The following is a 15,183-nucleotide window of genomic DNA, read 5'->3' as shown; positions in this document are numbered from 1 at the left end:
ATTTTCTTAATACTTGTTTCACCTAATTTTATTTTCTAATTGTCATATGGCAAAAGAGTAAAGGATGGATGTATTTAAGCTATCAGCATTAGTTGTAAAATATTTAAGAGGGAATTGTGATGCGCAGGCGCAAGCGAAAGTGGAGGAATGGAAAGCCATAAAACCTGCGAATAGGAATTTTATTGATGACATACATGATTCTCATTTATTAGGTGAGAAGCTAAAGCTTTACAATAGTTTTGATAGCAATAAGGCATGGGGCCAGTTCGTCATAACCAACAAACTCAAAAGGAATAACACCATCTATATGCAACCGTTGTTGAAAGTAGCCTCTATTATTGTTTTGTTGATATCAATTGGTGGCGTCCTCTATTTTCTGAACACAATGCGTGAGCAGCCTCAACAGTTAACAGAGTCAAGTATTCAACCTGGCACCTCAAATGCTGTTTTGGTAGTAGATAATCAATCAATTACCTTAAGTGATACTGTTAACGTGATATTGGAAGATAAATCTGAACTAATTGCCAGTATTAGTAATGGGCAGATAAATTACAATAACGAGGTATCTTCTTTGCTTGAAATGACTGTTAAAGTGCCCATTAAATCCGAGTATCAATTTGTGTTATCGGATGGTACAAAGGTTTGGATGAATGCCGGCAGTAAAGTGACCTTTGCTCATCCATTTAAGGGAAATACTCGAAGTATTAAAGCTGAAGGCGAAGTTTACCTGGAGGTAGCCAAAGATGCCACTCGTCCGTTTGTTGTTGAACTACCTAATAACAATAGCATTGAAGTGTTGGGCACACAATTCAATGTTAAAGCATATCCTGAAGAGCACCTGCAGAAAACCGTATTAGTTGAAGGTAGTGTTCTTTGGAAATCAAATAATGGCAAAGAACGCCTGATGGAACCTGGTCAGCTTTTATTAGCAAGTAACTTAGATAATGGTATAGAGGTAAAAGTCGTTGATGTATATCCTTATATTGCCTGGAAGAACGGGTATTTTGCCTATGAAAACGAACGTCTGGAAGATATCATGACCTCTTTATCGCGTTGGTATGGCGTAACGGTTACTTATCAAGATGAAGTTATAAAGGATTTGCATTTCAGTATGGATGTAAAACGTTATGAGCATTTAAATGATATCCTCAAGATGCTTGAGGTGACAGAAAAAATCTACTTTACGATCAACGGATCTGAGATAATAATCAATAAGCATAACTAAAAACAGGAAGTGCTGGAACACCTCCTGTTTGAGCCTAAGAGATTAACTCTTATGGCTTAAGTTTAATCATTCAATTACAAATCTATGAAAAAAAATCGGGAATTACTGTACCCGGATGGGAGGGGTACACCCCAAATTTGGCGAATTATGAAGCTAAGCCTTTTTATGATGTTCGTTATCCTCTGGCAGGTATCAGCCAACTCATACAGCCAGGAAACAAAACTGAAGTTAGATATCAGCAATGCTTCAGTAAAGGAAGTATTTAAAGCCATTAAGTCGCAAAGCAGGTTTACCTTCATTTTTAACGAGGAAGATATTGCACAGGTCAAAGCGGTATCCCTATCGGTTAATGGCGAAACAGTTGAATCGGTCTTATCAGCATGCCTTCAGGGTACAGGATTAAGCTGGCAGGTTATCGATGATGTGGTCATCATAAAACCATCGAAAAGTATATCTCAGCAAACTGACTTAGTCATTACTGGTCAGGTACTGGATGAAAAAGGGCAGCCAGTGCCGGGTGTAAATGTTATTGTTGTGGAGTATAACAACGGTACTATTTCTGATGTTGAAGGTAATTATGAGCTCAAAGTACCGGATGCTAATGCTACACTATCTTTCTCCTTTATTGGTTTTGAAAAGCAACTGATTAAAATTGATGGACGTTCAGAAATTAATGTTCAAATGAAAACGGAAGTCAGTAAAATTGATGATGTAATTGTCACAGGATATTATAATCAAACAAAAGAAAGCTTTACAGGTGCCGCCACTACTATTAGTGCGGAAGACCTACAAGCAGTATCTAATACCAACGTGTTGGCAGCACTGCAGGTTTATGATCCTTCCTTTAAAATTATGGAAAACAATGAGTTCGGTTCAGACCCTAACAAATTGCCGGAAATTGAGATTCGCGGTAAAGGGAGTATACCTGGACTTTCTGAAAATGAGTTAAGAAGTAACCCAAACCAGCCAACGATAATAATGGATGGTTTTGAAGTTAGTCTTGAAAAGCTCTATGATTTAGATATTAACCGGATTGCCAGCGTGACGATATTAAAAGATGCCAGTGCAACTGCAATATATGGTTCACGGGCAGCCAACGGTATTATAGTAGTTGAAACAAAAGCTCCTGAAAAAGGAAAGCTTCGCGTAAATTATACTTTTGATGGAACGGTTTCAGCTCCAGATCTATCGGATTATAACCTTTTAAATGCGGAAGATAAGCTCGAAGCAGAACGTTTAGCCGGCTTGTATGAAACAAGAAAATCATTGATTGATATACATGGCTATAATGATCAATTATATCTTGATAACCTTTACAATTATAACCTTAAGGCAGTCAAATCCGGAGTTAACACGGATTGGATAGCTCAACCTGTTGAAAATAGCTTCTCTCATAAGCACTCTTTGTTTATTGAAGGAGGAGATAATGTTATTAAATATGCCTTAGAAGCCAACTACAACGATGAGAGTGGTGTGATGAAAGAATCGGGACGTAAAAGGTATTCGATTGGTAGTATTCTGTCTTATCGATATAAGGATATTCTTTTTAGGAACCACTTGAATGTAACACATGTCAACGCCCCGGAAACGCCTTATGGTAGTTTTTCTGAATATGCCCGAATGAACCCCTACAATAGGATGAAAGACGACAATGGCAGGTATATTCAGCAATACTATAATTCGCCAACAGGGGTTCGCCAATTCAACCCATTGTATGATGTTGAAAATCTGAGTAATTTCAGTAAAAGTAAGTATACCAATTTCACTAACAACTTTTCTATTGACTGGAGCATCATTGAAGGCCTGCGCCTGAAAGGAAATGTATCTATGCAGCTTCAAAATAAAAATAATCAGAAATTTCGCTCACCTGAATCAAGAGAGTTTGTTAATTTGAGTTCTAATGAGTTCAATCTTCGCGGAAGTTATTATGTTGGCGATAGTGAGATGTTTATGATTGACGGAAACGTCGTGTTGAGTTATTTTAAGCAGCTAAACAAGCATTTTGTTAATGCGGTGATTGGAAGTAACCTTAAAGAAAGTAAGTATTCATCCGAGGATTATACAGCTCAAGGCTTTCCTAATGATCGACTGCATTATGTTGGTTTTGGTACCCAGTTTGAAAAAGGATCAACACCTAACGGTAGTGAGGAAACAACGCGTTTAATCGGTGCTTTCTCCAACTTGAATTACAATTACGACAACCGTTTTTTAATGGATGCTTCGCTTCGTATTGACGGCTCGTCAAAATTTGGCTCTAAACAAAGGACAGCACCATTTTGGTCTGCCGGATTGGGTTGGAATATACACAATGAACCATTCCTAAAAGATAGCAACTTCTTAAATGAAGCACGCATTCGAGCTAATATTGGTGAAACAGGTGGAACCAATTTTTACGCCTATCAGGCATTAACTACCTATGAGTATTTTACAGATAAACACTATCGCTATCAAACCGGTACATATGTGAAAGCACTTGGTAATGACGAGTTAAAGTGGCAAACCACCATCAAACAAAACATTGGTCTCGACCTGGCATTATTTAATAATCGCTTAATGCTTAAAGGAAACTATTACTATGATACGACCAAGGACCTGGTTAGCCAGGTAACCATCGCGCCATCTACCGGTTTTGATAGTTATACCGAAAACATGGGTGATGTATTGAATAAAGGTTTTGAGATCAACCTAAGTACTACTGTTTATAAAAATAATAGTAAGCGAATCTTTGTCAACCTATTTGGTAATGTGCGTCATAATACCAATCAAATATTAAAAATATCTGATTCACTGAAGGCGTATAATGAATCTGTAATGGCTAAACAAAATGAAGAAGCCGCAAAAGGGGGAAGTACAGATTATACAAATTCGGCAAACTTAATCAGTGGGTCACCGGTATTACAATTCGAAGAAGGTGAGTCGATGAGCGCTATTTACGCCGTTCGATCTTTAGGAATTGATCCCGTAACCGGAAAAGAAGTTTATTTAGATCGTTTCGGCAACAGTACAATGATTTGGGATGCACGCGATCAGGTTATTATTGGCGATTCTCAACCTGAATTTGAAGGTTATTTTGGAACTAACACAAATATTGGCGATTTCAGCATTAACCTTACGTTTAACTACCGCCTAGGTGGCCAAGTGTATAACAATACTGTAATTAACAAAGTGGAGAATGCTAATTTGTCTTACAATGTCGACAGTCGGGTGTTGGAACAAAGATGGACGCAAGAGGGGGATATCAAACCATACAGAAGTATTCGTGATAAGAGTCTTGTACGTGCATCTTCACGCTTTGTTGAAGATGAAAACTCATTGGCGATGACGAGTGCAAGAGTCTCATATGATCTTAAAAGGGAATGGATACAAAAAATAGGTCTTCGACAAACTAAACTATCTGTTTATATGGGTGATATATTCAGGGTTTCAACTGTTGAAAGAGAGAGAGGAACATCCTATCCATTTGCACGTTCTGTATCATTCTCATTACAAACTAAATTTTAATATGGCTGTCTATCATTATTACGATAATGATACTCAATTGTAAAACTATACAGATGAAAAAATATACTTTAATAGTTATAACAATTCTTGGCATTAGTTTGGGCTCATGTCAGGATTGGCTGGATGTTCAGCCGATATCAGAGGTGTCGCAAGATAACCTCTTTGAAACCGAAGACGGTTATATGGATGCTTTAAACGGCATCTACCTGATGATGAGCGAAAATGCAGTTTATGGTAAAAATCTGACGGCTGGTTTTGTGGATGTGATGGCCCAGAATTACTTTATATTTTCAGATCATCAATACATTGACTTAGCGTATCATAATTATGAGACGGAGTTTATCCAAAATGAGATTTCAAGTATTTGGTCGAAAGCCTATAACATTATTGCCAATTGTAATACTTTAATTGAACATATAGAGACGGCTGATGACCTTATTTTTACAGGGGATACCAAAAGTTATATTTATGGTGAGGCTGTGGCAATCAGGGCTTTGGTTCACTTTGATATGCTGCGCTTATTTAATCTGCCATATCTGAGTGATTCCAATTTTAAAGGGATACCCTATGTAACGGAATTTAAAAAAGATGTAACAGCGCAGCTCTCCACCGACGCAACCATGGGGTTAATAATCGATGATTTGGAAACAGCTTATCACCTATTGGAAGTAGATGAAATTAAAACTGAAGGTGAAAGAGGCAATATACACCGTGAGAATCGATTAAATGCCTATGCGGTTGCAGCTCTTCTGGCGCGCGTTCACCTTTATTCAAAAGATTATGCTAACGCCGAAAAATATGCTTCGGAAGTTATCGATTCAGAGCGGTTTGCATTCGTTAATGGTGATGAGATACTCCTTTATAATGATTATACATACTACAATGAGCATATATTTGGATTATATACTCTTCGTATGTCTAATTTATACTCGAATTATTTCAATATTGGTGATTTAGAAGATAGTGATGATTTAATGGCTTCATTCAGAATGGCTGATTGGTACGATGGAACAGATGTCCGATTTAAATACTGGTTTGAAAAGAAGGGTATAGTTTCAGGGACAGTGACGATGATCAATAAGTATAAAAGACCTTCATCGGCTAATGAAGAACACTTATACAAAGATCCTTCTATTCCGATTATCAGACTGCCTGAAATGTATTTGATTCTTGCCGAAGCTCAGGCAGAGTATGATCTTGGTTTGGCCATTACGACTTTAAACATGCTAAAGACTGTAAGGGAAGCAAGCCCTCTGGATGAAAATGCTGACTTCAGTCAATTTCAAAAGGCACTACAGAGTGAATATGAAAAAGAGTTTTATAGCGAGGGGCAACTGTTTTACTATTACAAAAGGATGAACATGGGTACAATAGTAGCAGCTGATGGTACAAATATGCCAATGAATGACGCTAAATATACACTCCCATTGCCTGCAAATGAAATTCAATTTGGTGGTCGTTAATACAAAATTTGATGAATATGAAACTAATTAATATAATTTTAATCGCATTGACACTGGCCATGTGCCTGTCATGCGAGAAGAATGAACGGATGCTTTATGATGAAAATTATAATGCACTTAACTTTATTATGCCAGGTATTGAAGGGAAAGAGGCTGATAGTTTGTATATCAACTTTATGTTTTACCCGGATGAAAAAGTAATTGATACTTTAAGAGTACAGGTCAGGCTCTTGGGAATGCCAAATAGCGCTACAAGGTATTACAAAGTAGCCCCTGTTGAATCTGGTACGACTGCAACACTGGGTGAACATTATGAATTGAAAGAGAAGTATGAATTGCCTGCCGATACCACACGTACCTGGTTGGAAGTATATATTAACCGGGATGAGTCGCTCCAGGATAGTACATACCGAATTCAATTGCAATTTGAATCGACGGATGACTTTGTAGAGGGGCTGGATGAGTTTAAATCATTTATAGTTAATATTACTGATAACCTTGATACGCCACCTCCATTTTGGGAGGCTAATTACCTGCATTATAAGGCTGGAGCATATCATTCTTTGAAATGTAAAAAATTTATTGAAATAGCAAAGGTTGATTCTCCTAATTGGTATCCAGAGCAAACGGCTGCCCTTGATGAGTACGTAAAGGAAACACGAATTTGGTTTAATGAAAATCCAACATACGATGAAGATGGGAACCGACTTTATTTTCAGTATTGATAATTTAAACTGCTAACAAATGAAATTTAAAATAGTATATATCCATTTGGCCATTCTATTGGCCTTTTATGGATGTCTCCAAGATAACGGTAATTACACCTATGTAGATCCGAATGAGGTAGTTGGAGTAGGTGGAATTGAAGAGATGTATAGTATAACCAAGTACGAAGATACTTTGCGTATTAGTCCTGTGCTTCTTTTCAAATTGGGGCAAGAAAGTGATTTCAGTTACGAGTGGGCTGTTAATCATTCGGCTTATAATGAACAAAGTGGAGCATATGAGAACACTGAATTAGTTATTTCAACAGATAAAGATTTGGAATATGTTGCTAATCATGAAGTGCCTTATACTGATTTATTTGCAACATTTAAAGTAATAGAAAATTCGACGGGCGTAGCTAAAAAACTTGGTTTTAAAATCCGGGTTCAAAACGCCTATCAATATGGTTATTACTTTCTTACCGAAGAAGGGGATGGTAATAGTGATTTGTTTATGGTTAGGAATAACTGGAATACGATTGATAACTTTTACGAGAAAGCCACAGGAATGCCTCTTAAGGGCAAACCTTTTGGTATGGAATCTTACTCGCCATCTGGCGGAACCGAGTTAATTATTTTTACATCCGATCCCGAAACTGTGGGCGCTGTTTTGGATTTGAACGAGGTGCAATACAAGTGGCCGGCCAGTAAATGTTTTCACGAAGGCTACCTGGGAAGCGAGCCAATAGTTGTGGATTGGTTTAAGTTTGAACCAAATAGTGGTGATTTTTATACCGTTATTAATGGATCTTACCATTATACAAATAAGTGGGGAGCAGGTGATTATAACCCATATATTGGTCTTAAATCTCCAGATTTGGATGAGTCGGTCGACAGAGCTAATGAAATATGTTGGGGATTGTCGTTAATCCATGGCACCGATCCGGGCACATTATATATTGCTGGTTCGCAAGGTATAACAAGCAAATTACAAATCGATGGTGAACCGGTTGCGGTACCTGGTGAATGTTTGTTTATGGCTGGGGAACCAGGTAAATACGCCTTTTATGGAATTGATACCTATATCTTTACCAGGGAAGATGGAAAGGTTAATGAAACAGTAATTAATGCTGCGGGATTTGGAGCCCTAACTTTTAACCTAAAAGCTAAACGTGAATTTGTTGGAACTGCATTAATTGATGACCAAAGTATTTTTGTTCCATCATACTCTCAAAGGTATTTTTACTTCTCTTCGGGCAATAAGGTTTATAAATATAATTTTGATGCACCAACAGAAATGCCTGTAGTTGCATTTGAACTGCCAGAAGGTCAGCAGATTTCGTACTTGAAGATGGAAACCAAGCAAGTAGGCTGGTCTTTGGCTGATAATAAATTTATTGTAGGCAGTTATGACTCTACCGTTGATAAGCCGGGCTCAATTTATTATTATAACCCGGATGGAACTTTAGACAAAAAATACGAACATGTTTGTGGTAAAGTTATTGATATGATTTCAAAACTGTAATTCGGGATTAAGGATTTTGCTTAAGTTTTAATAAGCGTCTGCTAAGCGAAGCCGGTGTTCACAAGATGTTCATCATTTGTATGCCGGCTTTGCTTTATAAAAGGTACTAATCAGTGCTTATAATTTAGCACGGAAGAGAATGTGATTTTTTGACACACAAAACGCAGTATAACGAAATACATTTTTAACTCTTCTCTCCACTTTTAATTTTTTCTAATAAACATAACTGTATGAAATTCATTACAGCCTTACTATTCTGTGCCTTAATGTTAGGGGCATGTCACGCCAATAAGTCGGAGTATGCCACTATCAGAGGGCATTATGAAGGCGAACGAACCGGCAAAGAGATTCACCTCTGTAAGGTGGAACATGGACAAACCAGTAAAATTGCAACAGCTACTATTCAGCCGGATGGAAAATTTGGCTTCTCATGGCCAGTTGATCATCCCGAATTATATGTTATCAATGTTGTTTGGACAGAACAGCAGCAACTCGTTCGTGAGGACCATAACCTTAAACGCTATTATCTGGACGGTGGTGTTGAGCTGGATATTCACCTAACAGATGGTAAATACGAATTGCTCAAGTCTAATTGTGATAAAAATATCCTGCTTTCAGAATGGAATACTTACATCGATTCTGTTTTTACATATTCACATGGCTTTCGTTATAATCAGTTAAATTATACCCATTTTTTTCCGTTGCTGCCAACATTTGTGAATGAGGCAACTGATTTTACGAATAAGATCAGTGTATCGGATGCCAACTTTGAAGAGTTGATGAAACTTATGGTTGAAGTAGATATGAATAATGCTGCTTTATCAATGTTGTACACACCTCGCACAAAGCACCCCGAACCATCAGATTTTCCTGAGTATTATGATTACCTGTTAAATCAAAAGGAATTGTCTACAGAACGTATCCTCGAGTTGCCTGCTGGATACAGTTGTATGCGTAGATTCGTTATGTTTAAAATGATTTCGTTACCAGAAGAAGCTAAGGCCAATTGGTACGAAACAGAACTTGAACAAATAGAGCATCCACTTTTAAAAGGATATTTTGGGGTAGAAAACATTGAACGCTTTCAATCACTGGATAAGAGCTTTTTGGATTATAAGAAGCTCATTGAACCTTATTTAGGAAATGAATACTTAAAGACTAAAGTTGAAGAGTATGAATTATCTATCAATAGCTTTACAATTGGCTCAGATGCGTTTGATATAGAAGGGAAAGACATTAATAATAAGAGTGTAAAGTTATCTGACTTTAAAGGTAAAGTTGTGTATGTTGATGCATGGGCAACCTGGTGTGCGCCATGTAAAGGTGAAATACCTGCATTAAAGAAATTGGAACAAAAATATCACAATAAGGATGTGGTGTTTTTAAGTATATCGTTAGATAGTCCTAAGAAGATAGGTGAATGGAAGCATTTTGTAAAAGACGAATCTTTAAAAGGTGTTCAGCTAATTGCCGACGATGCATTTAATTCTCCGTTTGCCAAGGCCTATCGCATCAACTCTATTCCAAGGTTTATGCTATTTGATAAAGAAGGTAAGGTAGTATCGACTGATGCTCCAAGACCAAGCAATATAAAAGCTGAGGCAATGATTAAAGATTTGTTGTAAACAAGGTGATAATGAATCTTAATTAACAAAAATGATTATGAACGAGAGAAGTAAGAAACAGGTTTTAGGACTGATTTTATTATTGTTCTTATCAGGTTGTATTTTTAATGTTGAAAGGTCTCAAACTAATAGCATTGAGGACAAATTCGATTCGGAACAGATAGTAAAAAAGTTTTATTCTTATCAAAACGCAGCTGATATAGATCAAATGCTCGGAATGTTTAGCAATGAGTATATTAAGCAGTTCGAGATGCAGCAACTAGTAGTTTTTCTGTCTGAGCTAAGAGAGCAACTTGGTTACTTGAAGCATCGATATATAAAGGAATGGAAAACAGAATCAGGTACAAATTCTTCTTCAGTTTACTTCTTCGTTTTTGAGAATGAATACGAAAATGGTCATACAACAGAGACATTCCATATGAGAAAGGAATTTCCTGGAAGAATCAGAATTGTTGATTATAAAGTTAAAAGAAGGTAGCAAAGAAATATTTATATCGGTATAAGCTATGTGTACCGGTGTTTGTCTAAATAGAAATTGAGCATGTTAAGTAAAGTAGAAAAACTCAAACAATCCTATGTCTTATCAATAGTGTTATTAGCCATGGGATTATTATTATTATGTAATTGTAATGAATCAACCATAAAAGCTACATCAGATCATACTAGTGGTGAGTATTTATTAGAAGAAGAACCTATAAACGATGCTGAACTAATCAGAGAATTTGAGATTAAGGCATCAGAATATTATAAGGAACACGGTGGCACCGAAAGCAATACATTCAAGGAACAGATAAATAATACATCTTGTAAGGTGAGCGTTAAGCCTCAGGTAAATGAGGTATATAACGGAGCTGCATTTTATCAGCAATTTAAAAGTGGCGTACTATTGATGGGCAAGATGTATAAATGTGGTCATTGTCCTAAGGATCATATTAGTGCAGCATCTGCTTTTGTTATTTCTGATGATGGCATTTGCGTGACAAATTACCATGTGTTTAAATCCTACGATCCATCGCGCCCGAATAATTACACGACCTTTTTTGTGATGGATAGCGAAAGGAATGTATATCCTGTGACGGAAGTTTTGGCCGGTAGTAAAAAGGATGATTTGGCTGTTTTTAAGATTGATACAAAGGGCAAGATTTTAAATGCATTAAGCCTAGGTAATCAAAAGGTTACAGGTGAGCATGTGAATTTAATCAGCCATCCTGATGGACGATTTTACTCTTATACACAAGGAGATATCAATCGAACCTATTTCAAACCTGGTTCTTCAAAAATCCGTCAGAGCATCTCGGCAAACTTTGCCGCCGGCTCAAGTGGTGCTCCCATTATGGATAAAAGTGGCAATGTTATAGGTATCGTTGCTGGTACTCAAAACATCACATATGGTCCTAACGGAGGAATTTATCAGATGACCATTAATGAAATAATTCCCGTAAGCCAATTGAAGGAATTGATTAAATAGGTTTTTGTTATTTGGCATCAATAGCCCGGGCATTGTGATGTGTTCGGGTTATTGAGTTGAGTGATGCCTGTTTATCGTTATCCTGAGATGCTTGGCCAGTTTAAGTCTTTAAAGGGGGAAGAATTGCTGCTAACACTTAATTTTTAAACTATGCGACTTATATCATTCCTTAGCTTTATTATTTTATTCTTTTCTTGTCAACCTCCAAGTGAGATTAGTCAAAAAACTAATCATATTAATTGGCAGCAGGTAAAAGGAGGCACTTGTGTTGATTATGACTTCATCAATAAAAATAATGATAAGGTTATTATTATTGAGTTTTGGTCAACCTCGTGCGGCCCTTGTATTGAGGCAATGCACCATTTAAAAGAACTTAAAGCAAAGTTTGGAGATGAGCTTCAGATTGTTTGTGTGTCAATTGAACCTATAAACCGAATAAATGCATTCATTTCTGATAACAACTTTCCCTTTGATTTTATTTATGATAAGGACAGGTCTTTGTCGAAAGTATTTCCGCATAATGCAATTCCATATTCGATTTTAATAGATAAAAATGGACAAATTCATGCTAACACTATTCCAGGTTATATTACAAATGAAATAATTACTGAACTTATTAATGGAGGTAAACCACATTTACCTGTGATTGAATGTAAAACAAAAAGTGATGAAATAGCAAAGTCTACAAAGATAAATAAAGCATTGGTGTCATTTGAGTTAAGGAATTCGAATGTCGCAGATAGGCAAATGAAAATGGAGATGTTAGATGTCAAAGTGCCAAAACAAATCATTAACGGATGGCAAGGAAATGCATTAGTGGATACATTTCAGATAATTAATAGTTGCACTATTACTAAAGCAACTATTCTTACGTTGTATCAATACGCATTTGCTAATTTGACAAAAGCAAGATTTATTTTTGATGAAGAGCTGAACTATATTAATTCCTTTAGCCCATTAAACTTGTATAACATTGATTTCTCCTGTTCTAATTTTGCCGGAGATTATAGAAAAATATTATTAGGGCAGTTAAATGCAGCATTCAATTTAAAGATTTCTATAAATGAAAAGGACGTAGTTTTTTATAAGCTAATAAAAATATCAGAGAAGGACTGTGTAATAAAGGAAGGGTATGAAGCATTTGATGTAAAAGGAAGTAGTTCGGTTAGTTTTAAGGAGTTTATTGTTAATAAAAATTGCACTGCCGCAGAATTAGTATCTCTGATAGAAAATCAACTTTTATACGTGTCTCAAAATGGCGAGTACATTAATGAACCAAATAGAGCCATACGCTATCCGGTTGTTACAGATTTATCAGGAAAATACACTATTAATACATCAATAAAAAGTGATAAGGCAAATGTGGATGACTGGTTGAAACTCTATGCAAAAAATGGTCTTCATCTTATTAAAACAAGGGGAAAGATTGCTTTTGTGAAGATTGAAAAGGACAAGAAAAGCTAAATAGGTTTGAGTGTAGGATGTGAAAGCCTGAACAACAACTGCTGTTCGGGCTTTATTTTGTTACTGTTGCTCCTCCCAATGTGGCTGAAAGCGGTCAATGATAAAATGGTGCCACACGCTTTCAATCACTTTGGGCCACTCTTCCTTAAACTCACCGGCCCCATGCACCTCTACCTTCAGCAGGGTGGAGTCATTAACGGCAGACAGGTGATAGGTACTTACCAGCGTGAGGGCATGACCGGCTAAGCCCAGCGGTCCTTCCATTCGTAAAAGTTTACCGCGATGGGCAGCTGTTACAACGGCATGGCGCACGCCATCGCCCGATTCATCAAAGATTTCGTAGAAGCCTCCACCCGGTTTTGCTTCTATATATAATTGGTGCGGGGTCTCGGAGAAGGTATGATCCCACCACGGGCTGATGTCACCAGTTAATTGGTCGTACACAGCTTCGGGTGTTCCGATAAGCCGGGTTTCAATACTGAAGGAAAAGGCGTGCGGAGTGGCTGTATCAACCTGTTGATTTGTTTGACACGCGGTTGCCAGCACGGCAAGGATAAAAAGAAAATACTTCATAGCAACTAGATCTTTAAACTGTGTAATTTATAATCAGTACAAACACATTAACACCCGACAAGCCTCCTTGGTTTATCGGGTGTTAATCACCTGAACAGATTGCAGGTTTCCCTATACAGCTCCCTGTGCCATCATGGCATCGGCAACTTTCACAAAACCTCCTATGTTTGCTCCATCAACATAGTTGATAAAGCCATTATCTTTAGTGCCATACTGGCAGCATGTTTTATGGATGCTGTGCATGATCAGTTGCAAGCGTTTATCAACCTCTTCACGCGTCCAGTTCAGGCGCATGCTGTTTTGTGCCATTTCTAGCCCCGATACTGCTACACCACCTGCATTGGCAGCTTTGCCAGGTCCAAATAAAATACCCTTGTCAATAAATATTTCTATGGCTTCGGGTGTTGATGGCATGTTAGCGCCTTCTGATACGCACTTACAACCGTTACCAACCAGCGTGATGGCTTCAGTTTCGTTAATTTCGTTTTGGGTAGCACTTGGCAGGGCAATATCTCCTTTTTCGCCCCAGGGCCGTTGACCTTCAACGTACTTAACACCATATTTATCAGCATACTCCTTTATGCGTCCCCGCTTATTGTTTTTGAGGAACATCACGTATTTTAGTTTTTCCGGCGATATGCCATCCGGATCATAGATGTAACCACTCGAATCGGAGAGTGTCACCACCTTGCCGCCCAGGTCATTTACTTTCTCAACGGTAAACTGTGCTACATTACCCGAGCCCGATACCAATACTGTTTTGCCGTTAAAGCTCTCACCCAGGGTGTTGAGCATCTCCTGAGCAAAGTACACATTGCCATAGCCGGTGGCTTCCGGACGAATTAAACTGCCGCCCCAGTTGAGGCCCTTGCCGGTTAATACGCCGGTAAACTCATTAACAATGCGCTTGTACTGGCCATATAAGAAGCCAATCTCGCGGCCTCCCACGCCAATGTCGCCTGCAGGCACATCGGTATTTGGCCCAATATGGCGATACAATTCAGTCATAAAGCTCTGGCAGAAGCGCATCACCTCATTGTCTGATTTGCCCTTAGGGTCAAAATCGCTGCCGCCTTTGCCACCTCCCATGGGCAGGGTGGTCAGGCTGTTTTTAAATACCTGTTCAAAAGCCAAAAACTTAAGGATACCCAGGTTAACAGTAGGGTGAAATCGCAGGCCGCCTTTGTAAGGACCAATGGCACTGTTCATTTCAATGCGATAGCCGCGGTTAACACGCATCTCTCCTTTGTCATTCACCCAGGGTACGCGAAACATAATAACGCGCTCTGGTTCGGTAATACGCTCCAGAATGCGAGCGTGTTTGTACTTGGGATTTTCATCCAGAAAATGGTCGAGGGATTCAACCACTTCATGAACGGCCTGGTGAAATTCAGGTTCGGCCGGATTCTTCGCCATCAGCTCAGCCATAAAGGCCGAGGTGTTCAATGATGAAGTGTGTGACATAGTAGTTGCATTTAAAGGGTTATTAAAATAGAATTGCTATGTTCTTTTTTATTGTTATGCATGGTGCTACTCCCTTTTAACCTGAGTTCGACATAAAATTACTGGCTCAAATCGCTTATAAATGTTTAGTTTCAAGGAATATTTGTGAAAGCATAGCGAGCTATGGTGAAC

11 protein-coding genes are annotated in these 15,183 nt (G+C 38.0%); 9 read left to right on the top strand and 2 right to left on the bottom strand.

Features of this window, described 5'->3' with window-relative positions; genetic code table 11:
- Positions 1–64: 64 nt before the first annotated feature.
- The 9 genes from KDU71_RS01830 to KDU71_RS01790 all read left to right on the top strand — a co-directional run bounded on the left by KDU71_RS01830 (position 65) and on the right by KDU71_RS01790 (position 12,975).
- On the top strand, positions 65–1,225 hold the full coding sequence (locus KDU71_RS01830; RefSeq protein ID WP_212188191.1) for a FecR family protein: 1,161 nt from the start codon (positions 65–67) through the stop codon (positions 1,223–1,225).
- Positions 1,226–1,372: 147 nt separating this feature from the next.
- Positions 1,373–4,726: a SusC/RagA family TonB-linked outer membrane protein gene (locus KDU71_RS01825; protein WP_212188190.1), complete on the top strand. Its 3,354-nt coding sequence runs from the start codon at positions 1,373–1,375 to the stop codon at positions 4,724–4,726.
- A 53-nt stretch (positions 4,727–4,779) separates the two neighbouring features.
- Entirely contained in the window at positions 4,780–6,189 is a 1,410-nt protein-coding gene (locus KDU71_RS01820; RefSeq protein ID WP_212188189.1) for a RagB/SusD family nutrient uptake outer membrane protein, read from the top strand.
- A gap of 17 nt (positions 6,190–6,206) precedes the next feature.
- The gene (locus tag KDU71_RS01815; RefSeq protein ID WP_212188188.1) at positions 6,207–6,914 is read left to right on the top strand and encodes a DUF4843 domain-containing protein; all 708 of its coding nucleotides are present in this window, start codon (positions 6,207–6,209) and stop codon (positions 6,912–6,914) included.
- A 19-nt stretch (positions 6,915–6,933) separates the two neighbouring features.
- Positions 6,934–8,418: a PKD-like family lipoprotein gene (locus KDU71_RS01810; protein ID WP_212188187.1), complete on the top strand. Its 1,485-nt coding sequence runs from the start codon at positions 6,934–6,936 to the stop codon at positions 8,416–8,418.
- Between the two features lie 230 nt (positions 8,419–8,648).
- Entirely contained in the window at positions 8,649–10,043 is a 1,395-nt protein-coding gene (locus KDU71_RS01805) for a TlpA family protein disulfide reductase (RefSeq protein ID WP_212188186.1), read from the top strand.
- A gap of 37 nt (positions 10,044–10,080) precedes the next feature.
- Entirely contained in the window at positions 10,081–10,521 is a 441-nt protein-coding gene (locus KDU71_RS01800) for a hypothetical protein (RefSeq protein ID WP_212188185.1), read from the top strand.
- A gap of 63 nt (positions 10,522–10,584) precedes the next feature.
- The gene (locus KDU71_RS01795) at positions 10,585–11,511 is read left to right on the top strand and encodes a S1 family peptidase (protein ID WP_212188184.1); all 927 of its coding nucleotides are present in this window, start codon (positions 10,585–10,587) and stop codon (positions 11,509–11,511) included.
- Between the two features lie 150 nt (positions 11,512–11,661).
- On the top strand, positions 11,662–12,975 hold the full coding sequence (locus KDU71_RS01790; RefSeq protein ID WP_212188183.1) for a TlpA family protein disulfide reductase: 1,314 nt from the start codon (positions 11,662–11,664) through the stop codon (positions 12,973–12,975).
- A gap of 60 nt (positions 12,976–13,035) precedes the next feature.
- On the opposite strand, the gene KDU71_RS01785 is transcribed toward KDU71_RS01790, so the two are convergent.
- Together KDU71_RS01785 and gdhA are read right to left on the bottom strand one after the other, a co-directional pair.
- Positions 13,036–13,521 carry a hypothetical protein gene (locus tag KDU71_RS01785; protein WP_212188182.1) on the bottom strand — a complete coding sequence of 162 codons (486 nt, stop codon included), beginning with the start codon at positions 13,519–13,521 and terminating at the stop codon, positions 13,036–13,038.
- A 138-nt stretch (positions 13,522–13,659) separates the two neighbouring features.
- Positions 13,660–15,012 (bottom strand): NADP-specific glutamate dehydrogenase, encoded by a 1,353-nt coding sequence (gene gdhA, locus KDU71_RS01780; protein WP_212188181.1) that lies wholly within the window; start codon positions 15,010–15,012, stop codon positions 13,660–13,662.
- Positions 15,013–15,183: the final 171 nt, after the last annotated feature.

This window comes from Carboxylicivirga sediminis (assembly GCF_018156225.1).
Taxonomy (GTDB): Bacteria; Bacteroidota; Bacteroidia; order Bacteroidales; family Marinilabiliaceae; genus Carboxylicivirga; species Carboxylicivirga sediminis.
Note: the sequence above shows the minus strand (reverse complement) of the source record. Positions and strands in the feature narration are given on the sequence as shown.